At 68.1% G+C, this 22,935-nt stretch carries 20 protein-coding genes; 7 read left to right on the top strand and 13 right to left on the bottom strand.

Annotated features, from left to right (window positions below):
• The first annotated feature begins 346 nt into the window (after window positions 1-346).
• Window positions 347-1,480: an alpha/beta hydrolase family protein gene (locus KV110_RS38375; protein WP_218471995.1), complete on the top strand. Its 1,134-nt coding sequence runs from the start codon at window positions 347-349 to the stop codon at window positions 1,478-1,480.
• Between the two features lie 49 nt (window positions 1,481-1,529).
• Here KV110_RS38375 and KV110_RS38380 read toward each other — a convergent pair whose 3' ends face one another.
• The 6 genes from KV110_RS38380 to KV110_RS38405 all read right to left on the bottom strand — a co-directional run bounded on the left by KV110_RS38380 (window position 1,530) and on the right by KV110_RS38405 (window position 8,767).
• A complete protein-coding gene (locus tag KV110_RS38380) occupies window positions 1,530-1,727 on the bottom strand; it encodes a hypothetical protein (RefSeq protein ID WP_218471996.1) in 198 nt (65 codons plus the stop codon).
• Between the two features lie 94 nt (window positions 1,728-1,821).
• Window positions 1,822-2,742, bottom strand: a complete 921-nt coding sequence (puuE, locus tag KV110_RS38385) for an allantoinase PuuE (RefSeq protein ID WP_218471997.1) — start codon at window positions 2,740-2,742, stop codon at window positions 1,822-1,824.
• Complete coding sequence (alc, locus tag KV110_RS38390) at window positions 2,739-3,710, bottom strand: allantoicase (protein WP_218471998.1); 972 nt, start codon at window positions 3,708-3,710, stop codon at window positions 2,739-2,741. Before alc ends, puuE begins: the two co-directional genes overlap by 4 nt.
• A gap of 94 nt (window positions 3,711-3,804) precedes the next feature.
• The gene (locus tag KV110_RS38395; RefSeq protein ID WP_218479412.1) at window positions 3,805-4,995 is read right to left on the bottom strand and encodes a DUF6986 family protein; all 1,191 of its coding nucleotides are present in this window, start codon (window positions 4,993-4,995) and stop codon (window positions 3,805-3,807) included.
• 38 nt (window positions 4,996-5,033) lie between these two features.
• Window positions 5,034-7,913 carry a molybdopterin-dependent oxidoreductase gene (locus tag KV110_RS38400; protein ID WP_218471999.1) on the bottom strand — a complete coding sequence of 960 codons (2,880 nt, stop codon included), beginning with the start codon at window positions 7,911-7,913 and terminating at the stop codon, window positions 5,034-5,036.
• Entirely contained in the window at window positions 7,910-8,767 is an 858-nt protein-coding gene (locus KV110_RS38405; RefSeq protein ID WP_218472000.1) for an FAD binding domain-containing protein, read from the bottom strand. The genes KV110_RS38400 and KV110_RS38405 overlap by 4 nt, the downstream gene beginning before the upstream one ends.
• 628 nt (window positions 8,768-9,395) lie before the next feature.
• Between KV110_RS38405 and KV110_RS38410 the strand changes: the two genes are divergently transcribed.
• Window positions 9,396-10,079 carry a 2OG-Fe dioxygenase family protein gene (locus KV110_RS38410; protein WP_218472001.1) on the top strand — a complete coding sequence of 228 codons (684 nt, stop codon included), beginning with the start codon at window positions 9,396-9,398 and terminating at the stop codon, window positions 10,077-10,079.
• Complete coding sequence (locus KV110_RS38415) at window positions 10,072-11,304, top strand: M20 family metallopeptidase (RefSeq protein WP_218472002.1); 1,233 nt, start codon at window positions 10,072-10,074, stop codon at window positions 11,302-11,304. Before KV110_RS38410 ends, KV110_RS38415 begins: the two co-directional genes overlap by 8 nt.
• Window positions 11,305-11,311: 7 nt before the next feature.
• Here KV110_RS38415 and KV110_RS38420 read toward each other — a convergent pair whose 3' ends face one another.
• Window positions 11,312-14,197 carry a tetratricopeptide repeat protein gene (locus KV110_RS38420; protein WP_218472003.1) on the bottom strand — a complete coding sequence of 962 codons (2,886 nt, stop codon included), beginning with the start codon at window positions 14,195-14,197 and terminating at the stop codon, window positions 11,312-11,314.
• A 239-nt stretch (window positions 14,198-14,436) separates the two neighbouring features.
• Here KV110_RS38420 and KV110_RS38425 point away from each other — a divergent pair, with 239 nt between their 5' ends.
• Window positions 14,437-14,823, top strand: a complete 387-nt coding sequence (locus KV110_RS38425) for a hypothetical protein (protein WP_218472004.1) — start codon at window positions 14,437-14,439, stop codon at window positions 14,821-14,823.
• A gap of 7 nt (window positions 14,824-14,830) precedes the next feature.
• Here the strand turns inward: KV110_RS38425 and KV110_RS38430 are convergent, their stop codons facing one another.
• The 4 genes from KV110_RS38430 to uraD are packed head-to-tail and all read right to left on the bottom strand — an operon-like array spanning window position 14,831 to window position 17,910.
• Window positions 14,831-16,192, bottom strand: coding sequence for an 8-oxoguanine deaminase (locus KV110_RS38430; RefSeq protein ID WP_218472005.1), 1,362 nt, complete (start codon window positions 16,190-16,192; stop codon window positions 14,831-14,833).
• Complete coding sequence (pucL, locus tag KV110_RS38435; RefSeq protein WP_218472006.1) at window positions 16,180-17,085, bottom strand: factor-independent urate hydroxylase; 906 nt, start codon at window positions 17,083-17,085, stop codon at window positions 16,180-16,182. The genes KV110_RS38430 and pucL overlap by 13 nt, the downstream gene beginning before the upstream one ends.
• 7 nt (window positions 17,086-17,092) lie before the next feature.
• Window positions 17,093-17,410, bottom strand: a complete 318-nt coding sequence (gene uraH / locus KV110_RS38440) for a hydroxyisourate hydrolase (RefSeq protein WP_218472007.1) — start codon at window positions 17,408-17,410, stop codon at window positions 17,093-17,095.
• Window positions 17,407-17,910 carry a 2-oxo-4-hydroxy-4-carboxy-5-ureidoimidazoline decarboxylase gene (gene uraD / locus KV110_RS38445; RefSeq protein ID WP_218472008.1) on the bottom strand — a complete coding sequence of 168 codons (504 nt, stop codon included), beginning with the start codon at window positions 17,908-17,910 and terminating at the stop codon, window positions 17,407-17,409. The genes uraH and uraD overlap by 4 nt, the downstream gene beginning before the upstream one ends.
• 150 nt (window positions 17,911-18,060) lie before the next feature.
• Here uraD and KV110_RS38450 point away from each other — a divergent pair, with 150 nt between their 5' ends.
• From KV110_RS38450 to pnuC, 3 genes are all read left to right on the top strand, one after another.
• Window positions 18,061-18,660 carry a nucleotidyltransferase family protein gene (locus tag KV110_RS38450; RefSeq protein ID WP_218472009.1) on the top strand — a complete coding sequence of 200 codons (600 nt, stop codon included), beginning with the start codon at window positions 18,061-18,063 and terminating at the stop codon, window positions 18,658-18,660.
• A gap of 13 nt (window positions 18,661-18,673) precedes the next feature.
• Window positions 18,674-19,708: an XdhC family protein gene (locus KV110_RS38455; RefSeq protein ID WP_218472010.1), complete on the top strand. Its 1,035-nt coding sequence runs from the start codon at window positions 18,674-18,676 to the stop codon at window positions 19,706-19,708.
• A gap of 114 nt (window positions 19,709-19,822) precedes the next feature.
• Window positions 19,823-20,542, top strand: coding sequence for a nicotinamide riboside transporter PnuC (pnuC, locus tag KV110_RS38460; protein WP_218472011.1), 720 nt, complete (start codon window positions 19,823-19,825; stop codon window positions 20,540-20,542).
• Between the two features lie 30 nt (window positions 20,543-20,572).
• On the opposite strand, the gene KV110_RS38465 is transcribed toward pnuC, so the two are convergent.
• Both KV110_RS38465 and KV110_RS38470 read right to left on the bottom strand, forming a co-directional pair.
• The gene (locus KV110_RS38465) at window positions 20,573-21,319 is read right to left on the bottom strand and encodes a TetR/AcrR family transcriptional regulator (RefSeq protein WP_218472012.1); all 747 of its coding nucleotides are present in this window, start codon (window positions 21,317-21,319) and stop codon (window positions 20,573-20,575) included.
• A gap of 8 nt (window positions 21,320-21,327) precedes the next feature.
• Window positions 21,328-22,869, bottom strand: coding sequence for a cytochrome P450 (locus KV110_RS38470; RefSeq protein ID WP_218472013.1), 1,542 nt, complete (start codon window positions 22,867-22,869; stop codon window positions 21,328-21,330).
• Window positions 22,870-22,935: the final 66 nt, after the last annotated feature.

Genomic DNA, 22,935 nt, shown 5'->3' on the forward strand with positions numbered 1-22,935 from the left:
TTGCTAATGTGAATCTCAGCTAGGTTTTCACTATCGTTTGCTAACTCTGCAAAATTTGCGAGGTAATTGCAAAGGTGGAACCTACCGGCTGGTAGCCCTGACGTGCGGTTTTACCGTAACGCTTGTACTGTTAGAGATCGAGAGGGCATCGGTCATCGACCCGGTGATCCATTCCGTGTTGTGAGGACGTTCACAAGTCCGGGCGGGTGCCGACTGTGTGGGCTGGGCCACCCATCGGCGGGCGACGCGACGCGGGTTCGGGCACACTGGGGCGATCCGATCTTGGACATGCGCCCGCTTCCTCGGCGGGCGCCGACGCAGGCACCACCACCTGGACAGGAGCCCCATGCGGAAATCCGTCATCGCCGCGGCGTTCACCCTCGCCTGCGCCGCGGGCTTGCTGCAGCTGCCCGTCGCAACGGCCGCGCCAACCGGCACCGTCGAGGCCGTTGCCCCGCTGGCACCGGCCGCGACGCTGCCCGGCTCGGTGAACTCGACCCGCATTCTGTACAGCTCGACTACCGCCAATGACGTGCCGACCACGGCGAGCGCCGCGGTCTACTTCCCGCCGGGGGCGCCACCGGCGGGCGGCTGGCCGGTCATCGCCTGGGCGCACGGCACCGTCGGTATCGGCGACGACTGCGCCTACAGCGTCGCAGGGCCGGGGGCGGTCGAACGGGACTGGGCCTACCTCGGCACCTGGCTGCAACAGGGCTACGCGATCGTGGCGGCCGATTACGCCGGGCTTGGCACGCCGGGCGAGCATCCGTATCTCAATGGGATCGTCGAGGCACACAACGTCGTCGACGCGGTCAAAGCGGCGACCGAGCAGTATTCGTCGCTGGCCAAGAAATGGGTGGTGGTCGGCCAGTCCCAGGGCGGCGGCGCCGCCGTCTATACCGCGCGCTACGCCACTGAATTCGGCGGTCCGGAACTCGACTACCGTGGCGCGGTCGGCACCGGGGTACCGGCTTACATCGAGGACATCCTCACCTTGCTCGGACCGAATATGCCGCCGGTGAAGCTCAGCCCGCACAGCACCGCGTATGTGCTCTACATCCTCAACGGACTGCGCACCACGTTCCCCGAGCTGAACATCGAGTCATTCCTCACCGATGCGGGCCGCTCCTGGCTGACCCGGGCGCGCGATGCCTGCCTCGTGCCGCTCGGCGACGAGCTCGCCGCGGGTGGCGTGGTGGTGGGCAACTTGTTCACCCGGCCGCTGGCACAGATTCCGGACCTGCACGGTCTGCTCAGCCGCTACCTCGGGCTGCCCGAATCGGGTTACGACAAGCCGGTTTTCCTCGGCCAAGGGCTGCGCGACACCGACGTCATCACGCCGGAGACGCTGCGGTTCGCCGCCGTGCTGACGGCGAACGGGCAGCCGGTGGTGCTGCACACCTATCCCGAGGATCACAGCGGCGCGGTGAACGCCTCGCTGCCGGATTCGGTGCCGTTCGTGCGCGGTTTGTTCGGCTGATCCCCCGGAGGACGCGCGGCCGGTCCCAACAACCGGCCGCACATCGCGTCTAGCCGGACAGGCTGCTGAGCGTGCAGGTCAATTGCGCGAGCGGGTGGATTACACCCGCGCAGTTCTCGGCGATCGACTCGGTCGGTGCCGGAGCGTGCGGTTCGAGCGAGAGCGGGGCCGCGGTAGCGGCACCGCCACCGACCAGGGTTGCGGCGCCGATGACAGCGCCGACGAAGATTCCGCGCAGTGCGCGCATCTGAGACTCCTTGCTTGTCGGGATGTGACAGCCGGAAACACAGCCCGGCCGCACCCCGCGTCACCTTACCCGAATCTGTTGTCCCCGAACGATTTCAGTTCATCCGCGAAGGCGGGTGCACCCGGCGCCAGTGTTCGGCGATATCGATGCGGCGGGTGATCCACACCTTGTCGTGGGACTGGACGTGGTCGAGGAAGCGTTCCAGCGCCGCGGTGCGAGCCGGACGGCCGACGATGCGGCAGTGCAGGCCGATCGACAGCATCTTCGGATTACCTTCCGCACCTTCGCGATACAGCACGTCGAAGGCGTCGCGCAGATGGGCGAAGAACTGTTCGCCGGTGGCGAATCCGGCGGGTGAGGCGAAGCGCATGTCGTTGGTGTCCAGCGTGTAGGGCACCACCAGATGGTCCTGGCCGCGCACGGTGACCCAGTAGGGCAGGTCGTCGGCGTAGGAGTCGGAGTCGTAGACGAAGCCACCGTGCTCTACCACCAACTCGCGGGTGTTCGGAGAGTCGCGGCCGGTGTACCAGCCCAGCGGTGCGGCGCCGGTCAGTTCGGTGAGAATGCGCACCGCCTCGGCCATGTGCGCACGCTCGGTGTCACGATCGGTCAGCTGATAGGACTTCCAGCGCAGGCCGTGGCTGGCGATCTCGTGACCGAGTTCCCGAAAGGCGGCTACCGCCTCCGGATTTCGCTGCATGGCCTGAGCGACCGCGAAGATGGTGAGCGGCAGGCAGCGGCGCTCGAAAACGCGCAACACCCGCCACAGTCCGGCACGGGAGCCGTATTCGTAGAGCGACTCCATGCTCATGTGGCGGTTCGGGAAGGACTCCGCGGGAGTCATTTCCGAGAGGAAGGTCTCCGAATGCGGATCGCCGTCGAGGACGTTGCTCTCACCGCCCTCCTCGTAGTTGAGCACGAACTGGACCGCGATCCGTGCGCCGTCCGGCCACTGCGGATCGGGCGGTGTCGGGCCGTAGCCGATGAATTCGCGGTTCGGCGAGTAGTCGCTCATCCGCCCAGCTCTCCGTAGAGGCGCAGCCGGGCCAGGCCACCGTCCGGGTAGATGTCCAAGCGGACCTCCTCCACCGAGGCGGCCATCGGCGTGATCGCGAACCGATGCCTGGTGTCGGGCAAAAGCTCGGTGCGCGGCAGCAATTCGAGCTCGGTGCCGTCGTTGGTACGGCCGATGAGGCGCGCGGCGCCCGGGCTGTTGCCGAGGAAGTACGAGGTATCGATTTCGGCGAGCCGGATCAGGCCGGGACCGGCCAGCCGGATGCGCACCCAGTCGTTGCCGTCGTCGCGGCGGCGCGCGGTCTCCCAGCCGTCACCCATCCGCCGGGCCAGGCCGGGATACAGCAGCTGGTTCGGCGAACTGTAGAAGCGGTTGGAGCAATCCAGCACCAGCGCACCGTTTTCCAGTGCGGCCAGGTCGAGCGGGCCGAGACCGAGCAGCTTCGGATCGGGCCTGCCCTCGCCGTGTACCCGAAGCCGCGCCACACCGCCGTCCGGATGCATGGTGAGTTTCACGTGGGTCCAGCGCTTTTCGCTCTCGATGACGAACGCGTTGCGGCTGTCCCCGGCAACCGGGGCGCGGTCAACCAGGGTCACCCAATCGTCGCGGGCGGCAATCCGATCCGCGGGCGGATAGTCCTCGATCTCCAACGCGCTCACCGAGACGGCGGGCGGGTAGTTGCCCTTGAACCACGCGGTGTCCACCACAATGCCGCGGATCACACCGGGAACGCCGAGCCGCACGATGGCGGAATCGTCGCCGGGTCTGCCTCGGTGCCTGCGGGTTTCCCAGCCGTCGTAGACCTGACCCTTGTGCCCGAAGGTCGAGGGCTGATACTCGGCCGGACCCGGATTGACCAAATTCTCCTTCTCCGCGAAGAATTCGTCGTTGGCCCAGATCACCGATCCGCCGAGCGGCCGGACCGCCAGGTCGGGCAACAGCGTGAACTCTTCGTCATGGCTGCTCACGACTCCGCCTCGCTAGCGCTCGGCTCCGTCGTGCTGTGTCTTCGGTTCACTCGCTGACGCTCGGCTGTGCCTATTGTTCGCTCGCTACGCTCGCTCATGGGCGCACCTCCTGCGGGATCGGCGCCCGCGTGACCAGCGCACGCAACACCGCCGGGGTCAATTCGGGTGCTCGGGCGACGAGGTCTTCTGCGGTGCGCGCACCACACTCCACGCCGCGTAAGACGGTGGCGGCCAAGGCTTCCGCGGTGGCGGGCTCATCCATCACGCCGCCGGAACGACGGTCCAGGTAGGCCTGCAAGCGCGGCACGGCCACGTCGATCGCCTGCCTGAAGTAGTCGTAGGTCGCCAGCCAGCGGGTGATCAGATGACCGGGGTGCATATCCCAGCCCTGGTAGTAGCCGTGCCGCAGCGACCGGCTGACCAGACGATGGTGGTTGCGCAGCGCCGCTTCCGGTTCGGTGTCGGGCACGATCTGCGTCGAGCCGTCGCACACCCAGACACCGGTCTGCGCCGCGGCCACCTGCATGACCGCCTTCGCGTAGTCCGCGGCCGGATGGTCGAGTGCCTGGTCCGGCGCGGCGACGCCACACGCGGCCGTGTAGTCGTAGGTGCCGAAATGCAATGCGCTGCATCGTCCGGCGGCGAGCCCGATCATCCGCGCGATCGGCGCGGTGCCGTCGGCGGCGATGATCGCCTGCGGGCTCTCGATCTGCAGTTCGAAGCGCAGGGTGCCCGCGGCGAGGCCGTAGCTGCTCTCCAGGCCTTCACACAGCGCGACCAGCGGCGGAACCTGCTCCGCCGCACGGATCTTGGGTACGGTGAAGACGAAGCCCGCTGGCACGTCGACCATGGCGGCCAGCACCAGCTCGAGGGTGCGCACGGTGCGGGCGCGCTCGCCGATCGCCAGACCCTTCGTCCTGATGCCATAGCTGTTCGGTCGGTACGGCGTGTACGCCCACGTTGCCAGCACGGCACCCGCCGCACGTGCCGCCTCGTCCTCTTCCGAGTCGGTGCGGAAGCCGTAGCCGTCCTCGAAGTCGATGCGCAGATCCTGAATCGGGTCCTGCTCGAGCCGCTTGCGCACTTCGGGCAGCGAGCCGGTGGAATCCAGCTCGGCCAGCATGTCGTAGTGCCGGTCGAGCAGCTCGATGGCCGCCGCGCCCCAGGCCGGGGGCGTGTCTTCGGCGATGCGGTCGGCCGGGACATAGGCCGTGTGGATCGGCTGTGCCCGCCCATCCGGCCCCGGATAGCGCGTCCGCAACTCGGCATCGACGCTGTCGAGCATGGCGTCGATCCGCGCCAGGACATTCTCCGGCAACCGTGTCACCTAGGGTCTCCTTCCTGCATGGCCCGCCAGATCCGGTCGGCCGTCATCGGCAGCCGGTCCGGCCGCACCCCGACAGCATCCCGTATCGCGTTCGCCAGCGCGGGGGCGACCGGGTTGTACGGGGATTCGCTCATCGACTTGGCGCCGAGCGGGCCGAACTCGTCGGCGGTGTCGGCGAAGTACACCTCGGTGCGCGGCACGTCGGCGAACTGCGGAATGTGATAGTGCCGCAGCGACTGCGTGGTGACAACGCCGTGCTCGCTGCGCATGTCCTCGTAGAGCGCCGTGCCGACGGCCTGCGCGACGCCGCCCTCCACCTGCCCGCGGCACTGCACCGGATTGAGCACGGTCCCGGCGTCGGCGGCTTGAATCGACTGGAGGATGCGCACCGAGCCGGTTTCCGGGTGGACGGCGACGCGGAAGGCGTGCACGTTGAAACTCACCGATCGGGGGGTGCCCGCATGCTCGCCGTTGGCGATCAGTTCGCCGTCAGCCAGCAGTTCGGTGGCACCGAATACCTCATCGCCGCATCGGACCCCATCGGCGGTCAGTACGCAATCGTGCTCGGGCAGTCCGGCCAGCTTCGCCGCCCTGGCCAGCAGCAGCCTGCGCAATTCGAGCGCCGCCGCGTAGGTTGCCTTGCCCGCCACCACGATTCCGGTGGAGCCGAACGCGCCCGTATCGTGGCCGATCAGATCGGTGTCGGATTGCCGGAGCACGATGCGAGCGGCGTCGGTTTCCAGTGCGGTGGCCGCGAGTTGGGCGTGCACGGTGGTGGTGCCATTGCCGAATTCCGCGGTGCCGACGCGGATCTCGAACCGACCGTCGGGCAACAGGGCCGCCGTGGCCTCCGCCGAATGCCCGCGCGGCGGGATGGTCGCGATCATCGCCACCGCCATGCCGGTGCCGACGCGCCAATGCGGGCCGGGCGCGTGGACTCCGTTGCCCCGCAGCAACGCCCGTTCGGCCAGGTCGATGCATTGGTCGAGGCCGTAGCTGCCGAAGGTCAGGTCGCTCTCGTCCACCTCGGCGCCGACGAACTCGTCACCGGGCACCACCACATTGCGCCGCCGGAATTCGAAGGGATCGATGCCCAGTTCGCGCGCGAGATCGTCCAGCGCGGACTCGATCCCGAAAATGACCTGCCCGAGGCCGTAGCCACGGAAAGCCCCGGACGGAATGTTGTTGGTGTACACCGCCTGCGCGTCGACCCGCTTGTTGGCGCAGCGGTAGACGCCGACCGATTCCCCCACGCCGTGGAACATCACGCCGACGCTGTGATTGCCGTACGCGCCCGCGTCGGCGAGCACATCGACCGCCAGGGCGGTCAGCACGCCGTTCGCATCGGCGCCGGCGGTCACCTCGACCCGCATCGGATGACGGCAGGTGGCGGCGGCGAATTCGTCGGCGCGGGTGAACTCGTACTGCACGGGCCGTCCGGTCCGCAGCACCGCCAGCGCGATCAGGTCCTCGGCCAGCATCTCCTGTTTGGCGCCGAACCCACCGCCGACCCGGGTGGCGAAGACCCGCACCTGGTCGCGTCGTAGCCCGAACACCTGGCACAGCTCGTCGCGCACCAGGAACGGCACCTGGGTGCTGCATCGGATGACCAGCCTGCCGTCCGCGTCGAGCCACCCGACCCCACCGTGGGTTTCCAGGTGCACATGCTGGCCGCGCGGTGAATGCCACACGCCGCGTATCACTTTCGCCGCCGCAGCCAGGCCGGACGCCACATCGCCCACCTCGCCGTGTACCTCGGCGATCAGATTGCGCTCGGCATTCGCGATCCGCGCCGAAACCGGTTTCTCACCATGCAGTTTCGGCGCATCGGGCAGCAAGGCCTCGACGGGCTCGAACACCGCGGGCAACACCTCGTACTCGACCCGCAGCGCCCGGCAGCCCGCTCGGGCGGCCGCCGGACTCTCGGCAACCACCGCGGCGACCCGTTGCCCGACGAATCGCACCGTCCGATCGAGCACATAGGTGTCGTCCGGATCGTCGGCCCGCAACTCGTGCCGTGCCGTCGAAAAAGCCACGTCGGGTGCATGTTTGTAAGTCAGGACCGCATGCACGCCGGGCAGGGCCTCGGCAGCCTTCGTATCGATGGACACGATGCGCGCGTGCGCGTATGGACTCGGCAGCACGGCAATGTGCAGCGGGGCAGTGGGTGGTGAGATCTCCGGCCCAGACGAACTCGCGGCTGTACGACCGGCCGTTCCCGCTCCACCGGAACGGGGTTGGATATCAAAGGTGAACGGCTCCGCGCCGCGCACGATCCGCGGTCCGGCGGGAGCGCCGACTCCGCTACCGGCTCGCCCGGCGACCGCATCGCCGATACGACCGGATCCGCCACTGCCCGAGCATGTTCCGCTGGGCGGACGCGCGACCTGGTCGGCAACCTCGGCTGCCGCACCGGTCAGCGCCTCCGTGATCGCCCGATAACCCGTGCAGCGGCACAGGTTTCCCTTCATCAACTCGGCCAGTTCGTCATCGGACCGAGCTTTGCACGGCAGGTCAGCGGCAGATCCGTCGTCGGCGCCACCGCAGCCGAGCCCGGCGGCGGTCACCACCATTCCCGCTGTGCAAAAACCACACTGGAAGGCGGCGTTGGCAACGAAGCGGCGCTGCACCGGATGTGGATCGTCGACGGTGCCGAGCCCAGCCGCCGTGGTGATCGCGTGGTCGGCGGCGCGGTATGCCGGAATCAGGCAGGAGTGCACGGTCATTCCGTCGATCTGCACGGAGCAAGCACCGCAATCGCCGGTGTCGCAGCCCTTTTTGACCGCCATGGTGCCCTGCTCACGGAGCAGGGTGCGCAGGCATTGACCCGGCCGCGGGTCGGCTTCGACGGACCTGCCGTCGACCTCGAATCTCATGGCTGCTCCCGGTCCGCGGCACGTAGCTCGGCGGCAACCTCGCGGGCGAGCAGGCCGGTGACATGGCGGCGCCAGTCGGGCGCGCCGTGCGGGTCGTCGAACCAGAGCATCGGATTGATCCCGGCGACCATCATGTCGATCTCGGAATCATCAGGAGCGGCAGCGAAATCCACTACCACGGGACTGCCGGTGGCCGCGGTAATGGTGACCGCACACCGGCCGTCCGGATCACGTCGCCCCATCACCACAGATCCGGATCGGCCCAGTGGCGCGAGCGCGGCCTTCCGGAAGCTGGTGTGCGCCAGCAGACTCGACGTCGGGACGGTGATGGAGCGCACCACTTCGCCAGGGAGCAGGACGTTGCGGCCTGGACCGAGCACGAACTCCCGCAACGGAATTCGTCGATCGACGCCATCCGAGCCCCACACCAGCGCGGCACCGTCGAGTGCGATCAACGCCCCGAGTACGGCCCCGGCGGGCAAAGACAAACAGACATTGCCGCCGACCGTCGCGGTCCGCCAGATCTTGTGCGAGGCAAGCAATGCCCGACACGCCTGCGCGAACAGTCGTGTCCCCGGCCACTCCGCACGCAGCACCGGCGCACCGAGCTCGCGCCCCGGCACCGACCCGGCGAATTCGGCGAGCGTGCAGGTGGCCGCGATCTCCAGCCCTTCCGGCACGACGGTGAACGCGGGCCAGCCGAGGGCGGTGATATCGACCAGGCGGTCCAGCTGATCCTGCGGCTCGGCGAAGAGGAAGGTGCCGCCGGCCAACACCGCGCACGAACCACCGAGCATGCGCAGGTCCGCCCGCTCGCGTGCCACCAGTACTTCCCGGATCGTGTCCAGGTCCACGTCTCACCTCACTCCGCTGCTCGTGCGGCCACAGTAGGAGCGAGGAGTTGCCGCTATGTTGCACAACCCCCGCGCCAGATTGCGCGGCCGTTACCTGGCCGGTGCGCGAGGGCGTGCGACCTGCCTACTGCGCTCCCTCGGATCGCCCGTATGCCGTCGGCCACGCCCGGCGCCCGTCCCGTCCGCCTCCGCATGGTCAGAGGCGTCACTGTTCCAGTATCCCGCAGACGTCTTGAACAGGTCCGATGCTGATTCAGGACCAAATGGTTTGTTTTCGATCCCTCCCAGTACAGAGCCCGAAATCGGCGCAGCGGCCACCCGCGAACGCCACCCGCACGCGACACGCCGGGCCGCCGGTCCGTAGTGCGCTCCAGACACGCAAGGTCGAGCACGTCGCGCACTCGACAACCGGGCAGCCGCAGGGTTAATGTCCATCGCGGCCCGCACTGTGTGAGATTTGCCACGCCATAGGCGGGCCATTCCTCACTGATGTGCGCGACCGACAGCCCTGCTGCGGCCGCCATGTCCTGACGCGGAAGGGCCACCGATAAACGCCAACCAGCGGGCGGCGACTGCCGACCACGAGTTGCTCGAGTCCCGCTCGGCGGACGCACCGTCCTCCTGGCTGATGACGGCGGACGACTTCACCCTTTCCGAACACGACCTCGCCGTCCTGTGCCGGACGTTTCGGGACGACACCGAACTGGACCATTGGCTACCGGGTGGCGATCAGTATCGGCGCCGCGCCTACCAGTGCTTTCACCTGGCGATGGGCCGTTTGGCCGAGGACGGCCCCGGCGCACTCACCGCGATCGGCCAGCCGCCGCCGTACGTGCAGTCGAAGCAGATCAACCCCGTGGCGGGCGACATCGAGCGCAGCTTCCAGCTGATCCCGCCGGATCACCCGGCCACCGACCCGACCAAGCGGATCGCCACCGCGGTTGCCCTGCTGCTCGAAGCCAACGGCGTGCTGTCCGCGGCCCGCACCCCACACTGCCTCGTCGACGCCCACTACATGCGGCTCATCGCGCCCGGTCACCCCGCCCCCGAGGGCAAGCACCGCGACGGCCTCATCGCGGGCTCCGCGCACCTGATCCAGCGGACCAATATCGGCGGCGGTGTCTCCGCCATCTACGACCGCTACCAGCCGGACCGGGAGCTACGCAGCTTCGTCCTGGAAAACCCGCTCGACTCCTATGTATTCGACGACGAGCGGGTACTGCACTACACGACGACCATCACGGTGACCGACCCCGCCGTGGGCGCCGGGTTACGCGATGTCCTGCTGATCGGATTCAGAGAGCGTGAATAGTTCGACAACGACCTTTGCCGACCAGCTGCACCGCCTGCTCCCCGATGACGAGCTCGTGCAACTGGCCGCCGGGCTCACCGCAGTGCCCTCCTTCACCGGGCAGGAGACGCCGCTGGCCATTCATGTCCGAAATACCCTCGCGCGCAACGATATTCATGCCTACCACCAAGAGGTGCAGCCCGGCCGCTGGCAGACGATCGCCCGCCTCGGCCCGGACCGCGGCACACCCGCACTGTTATTGAACGGGCATCTCGACATGGACCCGCTCGGCCGCGACCATCCCGGCGAGCCGTACACCGCTCGGCGCGAAGGCGACCGGCTCTACGGCGCGGGCCTGCACAACATGAAGAGCGGCCTCACGGCTATTCTCGGCGCGGCGATCATGCTGCGCCGCAGTGGTATCGGACTGCTCCGACCGCTGCTGCTCGAGTTCGTCGTCGGCGAGCTGCAAGGCGGCATCGGCACCCGGCACGCCTTGCGCAGCGGACTGACCGCGGATGCCGCCGTTGTCCCCGAACCATATTCGGTACGCAGGGTGATCACCCGCACCGCGGGCGTCCACAAGTTCGCGATCGTCGTGCGCGGCGTCACCGCGCACACCAGCAGACACCACGAAGGCGTCGACGCCGTCGCCGTACTGCGCCGGGTGCTCGACCTGCTCGACACCGCCGACCTCGACCTGCACAACCGCGAATTCCCGCCGCTGCCAAGGCTTCAGGTGGCCAGCTTGATCGCGGGCCGCGGCGAGGAGCACGACCTGTCGGGGGTGAGCTACTGCTCGGACAAGGCCACCGCACTCATCGATCTGCGCTATCCGCCGCCCTATGAGCCGCACAATGTCAGCAAGGCCATCGACACGGTGCTGAACCAGGCACGGGATGCCTACCCCGAGGCACAGATCACCGTGGAACACCCCGTCGATCCTCGCTACCGGGTCGGCGGCACCGATATGCCGCCGATGGACATGCCCGCCGACTGCGCGGTGGTGCGCGATATCGTCGAATTGCTGCCGCGGGTCTCGGATTTCCGGGTCGAGGAGACCGGATTGGCGCTGCCCTACTCCTATTGCGGTAACGACACCACCCACCTGAGCCGGGCAGGCATCGAATGCTGCCTGTTCGGCCCGCGCGGCAGCACACCCGGCACCGAACACCACGTGCTGATCAGCGAAATGCGCGCCTGCGCAGACACTCTCGCCCTCCTGGCGGCGCGCCGCTGCGGGTGAGGCTTGCTCACCGGCCGCGGGTGCGCAGTTCCGCGCGTACCTGCGCCGCGAGCTGCACCCCGATGCCGTCGTACAGCGCAAGCGCCTGGGTCAGCAACGCCTCGGCCTCGCCGACCGCTCCCGCTGCCGACGCGACGCCCGCGAGGCTGCGCAGTGCGTCGGCCTGCCCCAGCGGATCGCAGATGCGGTGCGCGACGTCCATCGACTCGGTGTAGTACCGGCGCGCGGCATCGAACCGGCCGAAGTGCCGATCGATATGACCGAGCCCGCGCAGCGCGTCCACCTGCCCGAGCGGATCATTGATCTCGACCGCGATCCGGTACGCCCGCTGGAACATGCCCAGCGCCTCGTCGTAATCGCCTGCCTTGCGCGCGAGATTGCCGAGCCCCCACAGTGTCCAGCCTTCGCCGTAGCGGTCCCGGATGCGGCGGGCGATCTCGAGCGCCTCGTCGAAGTTGCGCCGTGCCGTGTCGTGATCGCCGATCAGCCGTTCGATGTGGCCGAGCCCGCGCAGCGCATCACCCTCCAGCTTCTGATGATTCAGGCTCCTGGCGATGTCCAGCGCTTCGGCGTAGCGGCGTTCCGCGCCCTCCGGATCGCCGAGCCGCCTGATCACCTCGGCGAACCCCCACTGCGCGGTGGCGACCCGCACCGGATCGCTGATGTCCTCCGCGATGGCCAGTGCCTGCGCCGAACAATTCCAGGCAGCGCGATATTCGGACGAGGCGCGTTCGACGTGCGCCAGCCCGTCCAGCGCATCGCATTCGGTCGGCCGATCGTCGATATCGCGCGCGATGGCCAGGGCGTCGCTGAAATAGCGCCGGGCCGCTCGGTGGTCCCCGGTGACCCGCGCGGTCTGGCCGAGCTCACACAGCACGGCGGCGTGGCACTGCCGATCGGTCAGGTCGACGGCGATCCGGCGGGCCAGCCGGAAGCCGGTGCACGCCTGCTCATGCTGACCGATCAACCGATCGACCCGGCCCTTGCCCACCAGCGCCCAGGCCTGGCCGCGCCGGTCGCCGATCTTGGTGGCGATATCCATTGCCCGCGCGTAGAGCCGCAAGGCCAGCGACCAGTGGCCGGTGCCGGACAGATGGGAGGCCAGCCGGGTGGCCAATTCCGCTGCCGCGGCGGTGGGTTCGGCGTCGCGGAGACAGCCGACCAACATCTCGCGTTCCCTGGTGAGCCAGGCTCTGGCTCGCGCGGCGTCGGCCGACGGATTCGAAAGATGCTCGCTACCAGCGGGATCGAAAACTTGAAGGGCACTGGCCCGGCGCGCCACCGCCAGGCTGTCGCCGACGAGACGGTCGATCACCGCCGCGTACTCCACTGGTGGGTCCTCCCGTTCGGCATGCAGACGAGCACACAATCGGGTCAGGTCGTGCATCCGGTAGCGCGGCCCGCCGGGTCCGCCCGGTGACGGATCGAGAAAACCCGCTTCGAAAAGCTTGCGCACCAATATCTTTCCCTCCCGCAGCGGCACGGCGGCCATCGTCGCCATGGCCTCGGCGGTGATCTCCGGCCCAGGGAACCAGCCGAGCAGCCGGACGGCGCGTTGCTGCACGGCATCCGGCAATCGCTGATAGGACATCTCGAAGGCGGCCCGCAACGACTCGTCTTCGGCGGTGAACCGATCGAGTAGATGTTCGGCCGCCGAGCCGTCCGTGTGGTCCGCGGGCGCGCGCTTGATCCGCTCGGTCAACTGCGCGATATCCGCGGCGCTGTCGGCCAGCATGGCCTCCCCGTGGTGCGCGATCTGCCCGCCGATCAGCCTGATGGCCAAGGGCAGCCGCCCCGCGGTCTGCAGGATCTGGCGGACCGCGCCCCGGTCATAGCCGGACCGCAGATTGCCGAGCTTCACGAGCAGCTCCTCGGCCTCGGCCCACTCCATCACGTCCAGGCGCAGCGGTGACGCCTCGGCCAGGCCGGTGAGCTTGCTCCGGCTGGTGATCAGCACGAAGCAGCCGGGTGCTTGCGGCAGAAGCTGTTTCACCTGTGCGCTGTCGAGGGCGTTGTCGAACACGATCAGCATCCGGCGCTGCCGCATCGCGGTGCGCCAGCGGTCGGCCCGCCCGGCCGGGTCCGCGTCGATGGTCTCCCTGGCCACGCCGATCTGCAGCAGCAGTTGCTCGAGCACGTCGGCCGGTTCGCGCGGTTCGCGCCCGAGGGTGTAGCCGTGCAAATCGACCCAGATGGTGCCGTCCGGGTAATGCTTGCCGAAGACCGCGACCGCGTATCTGGCCAGCGCGGTCTTGCCGATCCCGGTCAGTCCGACGATGACGTGCACGGCCACCGTCCCGCTGCGCAGGTGCGCGGTAACCCGTTCGCGCAACTGGGTTTTCGGGCCCTCCCGGCCGGTGAAGTGCGGTACCTCAGCGGGTAGGTCCCGGCCTGCCCGCACCGGCTGGCGGCCGATCGATCGCCTGGCCACCGCTTCGTGATATTCCAGCCGCTCGCGGTGCGGCATATACGACAGATCCGCCAGATCGACCAGCTGATCCCAGGACGTTCCATAAATGGCGGCAAGGTTTTTCAGCACCCGAATGGTCGGCCGGGCGCCGCTCGGCCGCTGGTGCTCGTCGTCGGGGTCACCGCCGTCCCTGGCGAAGGGCCACGCCTCGTATTCGGAAATCCGGCTGGCCTTCATTGCCGCCCGCGCGCTGTCGGTCACCTCGTTGTAGCGCTCGGCGACCGCTGCCTGGGTCAAACCGTTGGCGTATCGCCAGGCCGCGCGTGGCCGGTAACCGCGCTGCCGCAGTTCCCCCGCGAGCGGTTCGAGCAGCTGCAACTCGGTCAATCCCAAGTCGGCCAGGCGATCCCGGAGCCGCCGCCGTTGCTCGGCTGTGAGATTGCCGCCGGGACGCCAGCGGTCGGTTCGGCCGGATCTGTCCATCCCGCCACCCTCCCGCGCGCGATGTTTCCGGCATGGGTGCACTGCCTGCACCGAAGAATCGAGACGCTGATTGTGATTAATTCCTTGGTATCAGCCACGTTTTCCCAGGTCAAGTAATTCGGTCAACCCGATAAAACGCCGCGCCCGCTGGGATCGCGCCGTGCCGAACAGGACTGGCACCCTGGAAGGACCCGACTGAACAACGTGACAGGTCGCGGCGAAGGAAAGGGGGTCGCGTGATGGCGATTACCGCCACGGACTGGCTCATCACAAGCGACGTGGCGCAGGAGGCCGCGTTCCGGATCGATCTGCCCGAGGAAGACCGGGGCAAATGGGTGCTGTCCTACCTGCCGACCAGTCGGCGGCTGACCAGAGACCAGGCGATGACCGGCATGGTGCTGGCCGAAATGATCGTGCTCGACCAGCTGTATCCGGCCGGTCTGGATCAGGAAGTCGCGCAACTGCATGCGACCGAACTCGGCCTCTCGCTGCACGACGTCATGAGCCTGCTGGCCATGCGCGCGCCCGCGGGATCGACGGACCCGGAGGAGCCTTGTGCAGCTACCGACGACCGGCTGAGATCCGCCTCGGCGCTGTTCCACGGCACGACGTCGTGCGCGGCATGAGGCCGTGCTACCGCGCCTTGGCAACCAGTGCTGCTTGCGCCCGGGCTACTCCCGCGCCGACCGTGTCCTCGTCGACGGTGCGCAGCCGTCCGTCCCGAACGACCTCCCGTCCGTTCACGATCAGCGCCGCGAGGGGTGGCGCCGATCCGAGCACGAGGGCGGTCACCGGATCGTCGATGCCCGCGTGCGCCGGGCTGTCCAGCCGCCATAGCGCCACGTCGGCGAGCTTGCCAGGCTCGATCGAGCCGATCTCGGCAGCGCGACCGAGTACCCGTGCTCCACCGATCGTGGCCAGTGCCAACGCCGTTCGCACGGTCATCGCGCGCGGACCGCCCTTGTTGCGGGCGTAAAGGAGGGCATTGCGGGGTTCTTCGATCATCGAGCCCGCCTCGTTGCTCGCCGCGCCGTCCACGCCGAGGCCGACCGGGACACCGGCGCGCACCAGGTCTGCCGTGCGGGCGACGCCCGCGCCGATGCGAGCGTTCGAGGTGGGGCAATGCGCCACCGCGGTACCGGTTTTCGCCATTGTCTCGATCGCGGTGTCGTCGAGATGGATGGCGTGCGCCCACCAGACATCGGGGCCGACCCAGCCGAGCTGTTCCATGTACTGCGCCGGTGTGCAGCCGAATGTTTGCGCGCAATAGTCCTGTTCGTCGATCGTCTCGGCGACATGGGTGTGCAGCCGCACCCCCGACGCACGCGCCAGTGCGGCCGATTCCCGCAGCAGCTCAGGTGTCACCGAGAACGGCGAGCACGGGGCCAGCGCGATGCGCAGCATCGAGTCGAACGCCGGATCATGGTGGCGGGCAATGGCCGTCGCGCTGTCGGCCAGGATGGCGTCCAGGCTCTGCACCACATGATCGGGTGGCAGGCCGCCGGCGGCGACACCCAGATCCATCGAGCCGCGGCACGGGTGGAAGCGCAAACCCACCTCGGCCGCGGCGGCGATCTCGGCGCCGAGCAGGTCGCCGCCTTCCCGGGGGAACACGTAATGGTGGTCGGTCGTGGTGGTGCAGCCGGTCCGGGCCAGCGCGACCAGCCCGCCGGTGGCCGCGATCCGCACTGCTTCTTCGTCGATGCCAGCCCAGATGGGATAGAGCGTGGTGAGCCACTCGAACAGCGTGTTGTCGGCGGCGAGGCCCCGGGTGATCCACTGGTAGAGGTGGTGGTGGGTATTCACCAAGCCGGGGGTCAGCAGACAACCACGGCCGTCGATGCGCTGCACCCGGCCGTCGAGTGCGGGTGCCGCACCCGCACCGACGGCGTCGACCCTGTTGCCGCGCAACACCACATAGCCGTCTCGGTGTTCGGTACCGACCGGGTCGACGGTCGCGACGGCACAGCCCTCGATGACCGTCACCGCGTCCATGCTGGCCCTGCCTCCGGTGCGTCGGCGCGCTGCAGGGTCGCGTGGATGAGGCCGTACGGACGGTCGGCGGCTTGGTACACCTCGCCGTTGTTCTCGATGCCGAAGCGGCCCAGGTCATAGTCGAAATGGTGCTTGTTCGGCGCGGCCAACCTGATCTCGGCGAGCACGGGATACGCCTCGAGGGCGGCCTTGCCCATCGCGAACAGCGTCTGCTGCAACGCCTTCGAATGCTGGGTCGCGAATGTCTCGACCAACCGCGCCCGGACACCGGCGTACACCTCGTCCCAGGCGATATCCGTGGTGCCAGCGAAACGCCATTGCACGACGAGCGCGGTGGCCAGCATCCGGTCGTGCGTCGGTGCCAGCACGGTGAACTCGTCGGTCAGGAAGTCGGCGAACTCCGAACCGGTCGACTTCAGGATGGTCAGGTCCTTCACCCCGCCGACTACCCAGGCCTGCCGGTCGGCGCCCGCACCCGCCACCGTGACGGCCGCGGTGCGCACCTCGGGGCCCTGCCGGACCCAGGTGTGGTCGTGTTCCCGGCCGTCGACCGAAACCCGTTGCCAGGCGTACTCGTCGACCTCGACCCGCGCACTGGTCACTGGTTCGACGTCATCGACGAAATGGCCCGCCAATGCCAGCGCGTAGTCCTCGATGGTTTGTAGCCCAGGCTGTTTCGCGTAGGCGTAGGCGGTCTGCTTCTGCGTGTCGGTGGGCAGTACCTTGCGCTGATCACCGGCGACGTAGGCGTCGGCGAAGTCGCCACGCAGCACGGTGGACACGTTCACGTCGCGGATCTCGTGGCGCGCGGTCTGCCGCCAGATCCGGACGATCCGGTTCTCGGCCTTGCCGTATCGGTTGTCGGACAGCATGATCGGCCCGGTCAGTTCCATGCTCGGCTCAGCTCCCTCGATAGGTGGAAAAGGCAAAGGGCGACAGCAGCAGCGGGACGTGATAGTGCCGCTGCTCGGTGACGGCGAACGCCACGGAGACTTCGGGATAGAAGGTGTCGACCTGCTGGCCGGCAAAGTAGGCACCGGTGGCGAACACCAGCCGATAGGTGTCCGGTGTGAGTGCACCACCCAGCGACCCGATCCGGCCGTCCGCGTCGGTCGTTGCCGAATCCAGCTGCTCTGCACCGCGATACAGCGTCACCGCGACGCCCGACGCGGGTGCGCCGCGCACCGCGTCGAGCACATGGGTACTCAGCGTGCTCACGGGGTATCCGCCAGCAGCGCGCGCAACCGGATTCGATTGATCTTGGCCAATTCTGTTCGCATGACCCGCCTTTCGGTTTCCCCGCCGTTACCGAGCCGGGCTTCGAGGATCGCGAGCAACTCGCTGCCCGATCTACCGCTCGCGCACACCAGGTAGATGTGACCGAACCGCTCCTCGTAGGCCCGGTTACCCGCCGCGAGCGCCGACCGTACCGCGTCCTGCGCATCGGCGACCCCGGCTTGCTCGCGCGCCGAGGCCGCCGTGTCCGGTCGCTCGCCGATCCGTGGGTGCCCGGCCAGCGCGAGATCAATCTCGGACTCGGGCAGCTCGGCCAGCACGGCATCGGCGGCATCGAGGACGGCGTCGACAGTCGCGTACGGCCGGCCCGCGACAAGTGCGCGCGCCCAAGCGGGAGACGAGCAACACGCGAGCAATGCCTCCGTCGCCGCGCTTTCCGGTAGTGCGTTGAACCCGGCGAGGGTGGCCCCGTCGTCTGTCATCGGAACAGCATCGAATACGACCCGCCCGGCCGCCACCCGAAAGAGATAGATCACGCTCGGCGTGTCGCCGCAAAGAAAGTCGCCGGGCAGGTCCTCGAGCAGCACTCTTCCGGCACGCGCGAGCCACGGTTCCGGACTACCGTCGTATCCATGGCTGTACCCGATCGCCCGGCCGCTGCGCCCGTCTGCGCGGGCATCGTGCTCGCCGCGGGCGCCGGAACACGCTACGGCCGGCCGAAAGCCCTGGCCGAGGGCGGTGCCTGGCTGCGCGGTGCGGTGGCCGCGCTGCGCGACGGCGGCTGCGATCCGGTGATCGTCGTGCTCGGCGCCACCGGCCCCGACCCGGAGCCGCTCGACCTCCCCGCTGGCGTCCAACACGTCTGGGCGGCGGACTGGGCAACCGGGCTCGGCGCCTCGGTCCGGGCCGGGTTGATCGCCGCCGCCCGCACCCCAGCGCGCTACGCCGCGATCATGCCGGTGGACACCCCCGACGTCGGCGCGGATGTGGTCGCGCGGGTCACCGCCGCGGCATTCGAGGCCCCGAGCGGCCTGGCTCGCGCTGTGTTCCGCAACACACCGGGGCATCCCGTTGTGGTCGCGCACGGCCACTGGACCTCGGTATGTCAGGAGGCCGTAGGAGATTCGGGCGCGCGCACCTATTTGTCCGGTAGGAACGATATGGTGTGCGTCACGTGCGACGATTTGGCGACGGGCGTCGATCGTGACTACCCGGCCTCGTCCGCACGGTGATCGGAGCGAGCTGATGCGGGACATCGTCGACGACCTATTGCGGGTATGGCATTCCGGGCGAACCGGAGGGCTGGCCACCATAGTGCGCACGATGGGCTCGGCACCCTTACCGGTCGGCTCGGCGATGCTGGTCGATCCGGACGGCGGGGTCTACGGCGCGGTCACCGACGGCGGGCTCGAGGAGATCGCCTACGAGGCCGTGCTGCAAGCTGCCCGCACGGGTCGGCGCGCGATGCACCGCTACGGTGTGGCTACCGGCGTGGAAGGCAGCGCGGACCGCGACGGCATGATGGACGTGTTCACCGAACCGTTCTCGCGCAGGCACTTTCCGGAGTTTCCGCTCGTTGCCGCCGAGATCGCGGCGCACCGGCGGATCACCGTGTTCACCGTCGTGTGGAATTCCGATACGGATCTGATCGGCCAGCACCTGATCACCGACAAGCGCCACGCCACCGAGCTGCTCGCCCTGCCGGACTCGGATGTGTTCGTCGCGTCGTTCGCCCCGCCGCCGCGGCTGATCATCTTCGGCGCCAACTCTTTTGCCGCCGCGCTGACCGTGCAAGCCAAGCTGCTCGGCTACCGCGTGACCATCTGCGACTCCAGGGAGAACTTCGCGAAACCGGAGAAGTTCCCCGGCGCCGAGGTCGTCGTCGATTGGCCGCACCGGTATCTGAACACCCTCTCCGCGGCGGGTGAAATCGACGGCAGCACAGCCATTGTTGTCACCTCGCACGACCCGAAGTTCGAGATCCCGCTGCTCACCGTCGCACTGCGACTACCCGAGCTCGGCTACCTGGGCGCGATGGGTTCGCGCACCGTGCACACCCAGCGGATGGAAGACCTGCGGGCGGGCGGCTTCAATGAAGCGACGCTCGCCCGACTGCACTCCCCGGCCGGGTTGGCGGTGGGGGCGCGCACCGCCGCCGAGATCGCCGTCGCGATCGCCGCCGAACTGCTCGCCGCCAGGACCGAACAGTCCGGGCGGCATTCGCTGCGCGCCACCAGCCAACCGCCGCCGCTGAAAACCGTGGTGGGAATGGGTATCTAAAGGCCGAACCCGGCTTCCCGGAAGTAGCCATCGGCGTCGGATTGCGCCATCGGTACGCGGCCCGACCGCGGATCGGCGATTTTGCCTCGGTGCGAGCCGATATCCCGCCGATGGATGAGATGGGTCGGTGCGCTGGTTGCACCACAGGTGAACCCGTTCCTCGCGCTGCTCGACGCCAAGCTGCACATCGCCGGCTCGGAGATCCTTTGGCGCGAGGTGATCGGCAACGGTTTCGGCTTCGCCGCCGCGCTCGGCGGCATGCGACGGCGGGTCTGGGCCTGGCCGATCGGCGTCGCCGGGAACGCACTGCTGTTCACCGTCTTCGTCGGCGGCGTCTTCAACACCCCGCAGCAGCTGAACATGGCGGGCCAGGCCGGACGCCAGCTGATGTTCATCGCGGTGAGCCTCTACGGCTGGTGGAGCTGGTATCGCCACGCCAATGCCGAAACCGGCCTCGAACATCGCGGCGTGGACCCGCGCTGGGCGAGCAATCGCGAACGCCTGGTCCTGGTCGCCGCCATGCTCGTTGGCACCGCAGTCTTCGCGCAGCTCTTCGCGGTGATCGGCTCCTACGGCCCGTGGGCCGAGGCCTGGATCTTCACCGGTTCCGTACTGGCCACCTACGGCATGGCCCGCGGCCTCGCCGAGTTCTGGCTCATCTGGATCGCGGTGGACATCGTCGGCATCCCGCTGTTGGTGCGGGCGGGTTACTACCCGTCGGCGACGCTGTACTTCATTTACGCGGGCTTCGTGGCCTGGGGTTTCGTGGTCTGGATGCGCAGCATTCGGCCGGTGGTCACACCCGATCCGTTGCCGGTGGCGTCCGCGCGCTAGCCGGTAAGGTCGTGGCGGGCCCGCCGGGCTTCAGTCGCGTTGCGCCGCGGCGTCGGCGAGGAGTTTGGCGAGGGAATCGCCCATGGTGGCGGAGCGGTCGAACTGGTAGCCGCGGTCGGCGGCGTGGCCCGCGTAGAGGTGCCAGACCGACGAGGCGAGCAGGCGGGCTATGGCCTCCTGATCGGGGCGTTCGGAATCGGCTGGGGTGCCGATGTATTCGGTGACCATGCCTTCGACCAGCCCCACGATCCCGTACACGACCGGACGGTACGGGAGCACGTCGATGCCGAGGACTCCGCTCCAGGACGAAACCTGTTGCCAGAGTGTCTCGGCGACGCGATGCCTGCCGATGGTGAGGCTGGTTTCCCCGGCCGCGTGCCCGTGCACCGTGCCGCTCTGACCGTACTGATACAACTTCGGATGCTCGGCGGCCCAGCGCACCACGGTGCGCATCACGTCGAGGATGATGTCCTCGAGCGTCTTGGCCGGATCGAGCACGAGGACCTTCTCGACCTCGGCCACGTACCGTTCCAGGATGAACTCCCGCACGCGCGAGTCCAGGTCTTCGCGATTGTCGAACTGCCGGTAGACCACCGAGCGGGCCAGACCGGCTCGCTCGGCGATCTGCTGGATGGAGACCTCGACGTTCGGATCGTTCTGCTCGATCAGCGCGACGGCCGCCTCGAGGATCTGCGCCTGACGGGTCGAGTTGTGTTCGTCCCAGCGCTGTCCGCCCGCGCGCCTGCGACGGCTACGCAGGTGGGCGGGCGGCTTCACCGTTCCGACTATACGGCGGTGTCCGCGCGCTCCAGTTCCGCCAGGAACCGGGGCCGCATCAGCAGTGGGCCGTCCGGACCGCCGGTGAAGGAGTTCTGGCGGCGCACTCGCTGCGCCGAGACCGCGTCGAATTGCAGGTGCTGAGCGAAGGTGGCGACCACAAGGGCGGCCTCCATGCTGGCGAATCCCGAAGCGACACACATCCTTTTGCCGGCCCCGAACGGCATCGAGGCCCGCTTGTGCGCGCGCTCCAGATTTTCCGGCAGATACCGGCTCGGGTCGAATTCCTCCGGGCGGTCCCACACCCGCTTGTTGTGGTGCGCACCATGAATGAGGGTGATCACCGTGGTACCGGGCTTGATCGGGTAGCCGCCGAGCACGTCGTGATCCTTGGCCGTCCTGGCCAGTCCTACGACCGGTGGCAGCAGCCGCATGGTCTCGGCGACGACCGCCTGCGTCCACGGCAGCCGGTCCAGGTCGGCGGCGGTCGCCGGACGCGATTCGAGTACCGAGCTGACCTCGTCGTGCAGCCGCTGCCTGGCCTCGGGATGCTCGGAAAGCAGTTGCCACACCCACGCCAGCGCCGTCGCGGTGGTCTCCATGCCCGCGCCGATGAAGGTCATCAACTCGTCGTGGATCTCTTGATCGGTGTACTGGTAACCGGTTTCCGGATCGGAGGCGTCGATCAGCAGCGCCAGGAGGTTGTCCTTGCGGTCGATCCGGCCGCTGCGATGGTCGGCGATGAGACCGTCCACGACCCGCTCGGCGTGGCGCAGGTCGCGCATGCTGCGCGGTTCGACCACCCAGCCCGCCGCGCGCATGATGCGCATCGGCAGCCGGGAATTCGCGGCATCGTCGCGATGGCGGCCGTGCTTGTGCACCCAGGTCCCGAGGTGATGGATCGGGTGACTGAGGTTGGTCATGAAGCCGCGTCCGAAGAACCGCAATAGTCGGGAGAGCACCACCTCGGACATCGGACCGGTGATGTCGGTGCCGAACATGGTGCGCGACGTGATATCCAAAGTGAGACGGTTCATTTCAGCGTTGACGTCGATCGCGTCGCCGGACGCGGCGAGCTCCCGGATCCGCGCGACGGCATCGCGCGCCGCTTCCACCATGACCGGCGCGAAATTGTCCACATTGCGCTTGGCGAAGATCGGCTGCACCAGCCGCCGATTGCGTTGCCACATCTCATCATTGAGATCGGTCACCAGTCCGCGGCCGAAGGCCACCGCGAGCATGTCGTAGTCGGGGCTCTTGGTGTAGTTGTTCTGATTGGTGACCAGCACCTGCCGCGCCAGCTCAGGGCTTTGCACCACAACGAATTTGGCGAACGGTACGCGGGCAACCACCACATCGTCCGGTCCGGGAAATGCGGTCACGTAGTCGAGCACGGTGTGGTCGCGTACCCGCGGAATGATGCCCAACGACAATCGCACCGACTGCCACCAGCTGACCGGTGTGTTGTGCCATCGAATGAACGTCGGTGCCCAGCGGGGCGGGTGCAGCGTGGAATCAGCTTTCGAATCGGCGGAATCGACATCGGCCATAGCGGGCTCACCTTGCCTACACAATCATGTGGGACGTGCTGTCCCATTCAGACTAGTGAGACACCG

This window comes from Nocardia iowensis (assembly GCF_019222765.1).
GTDB lineage: Bacteria > Actinomycetota > Actinomycetes > Mycobacteriales > Mycobacteriaceae > Nocardia > Nocardia iowensis.

What these genes read in the sequence shown, in the direction of transcription:
- KV110_RS38455 (WP_218472010.1), top strand. Translation starts at nt 18,674, where the DNA reads ATGCGGGACATCGTCGACGACCTATTGCGGGTATGGCATTCCGGGCGA.
- KV110_RS38425 (WP_218472004.1), top strand. Translation starts at nt 14,437, where the DNA reads ATGGCGATTACCGCCACGGACTGGCTCATCACAAGCGACGTGGCGCAG.
- pnuC (WP_218472011.1), top strand. Translation starts at nt 19,823, where the DNA reads ATGAGATGGGTCGGTGCGCTGGTTGCACCACAGGTGAACCCGTTCCTC.
- KV110_RS38420 (WP_218472003.1), bottom strand. Translation starts at nt 14,197, where the DNA reads ATGGACAGATCCGGCCGAACCGACCGCTGGCGTCCCGGCGGCAATCTC.
- uraD (WP_218472008.1), bottom strand. Translation starts at nt 17,910, where the DNA reads ATGACAGACGACGGGGCCACCCTCGCCGGGTTCAACGCACTACCGGAA.
- KV110_RS38400 (WP_218471999.1), bottom strand. Translation starts at nt 7,913, where the DNA reads ATGAGATTCGAGGTCGACGGCAGGTCCGTCGAAGCCGACCCGCGGCCG.
- KV110_RS38410 (WP_218472001.1), top strand. Translation starts at nt 9,396, where the DNA reads ATGACGGCGGACGACTTCACCCTTTCCGAACACGACCTCGCCGTCCTG.
- KV110_RS38395 (WP_218479412.1), bottom strand. Translation starts at nt 4,995, where the DNA reads ATGCTCGACAGCGTCGATGCCGAGTTGCGGACGCGCTATCCGGGGCCG.
- KV110_RS38380 (WP_218471996.1), bottom strand. Translation starts at nt 1,727, where the DNA reads ATGCGCGCACTGCGCGGAATCTTCGTCGGCGCTGTCATCGGCGCCGCA.
- KV110_RS38470 (WP_218472013.1), bottom strand. Translation starts at nt 22,869, where the DNA reads ATGGCCGATGTCGATTCCGCCGATTCGAAAGCTGATTCCACGCTGCAC.
- puuE (WP_218471997.1), bottom strand. Translation starts at nt 2,742, where the DNA reads ATGAGCGACTACTCGCCGAACCGCGAATTCATCGGCTACGGCCCGACA.
- KV110_RS38430 (WP_218472005.1), bottom strand. Translation starts at nt 16,192, where the DNA reads ATGGACGCGGTGACGGTCATCGAGGGCTGTGCCGTCGCGACCGTCGAC.
- KV110_RS38450 (WP_218472009.1), top strand. Translation starts at nt 18,061, where the DNA reads ATGGCTGTACCCGATCGCCCGGCCGCTGCGCCCGTCTGCGCGGGCATC.
- KV110_RS38375 (WP_218471995.1), top strand. Translation starts at nt 347, where the DNA reads ATGCGGAAATCCGTCATCGCCGCGGCGTTCACCCTCGCCTGCGCCGCG.
- pucL (WP_218472006.1), bottom strand. Translation starts at nt 17,085, where the DNA reads ATGGAACTGACCGGGCCGATCATGCTGTCCGACAACCGATACGGCAAG.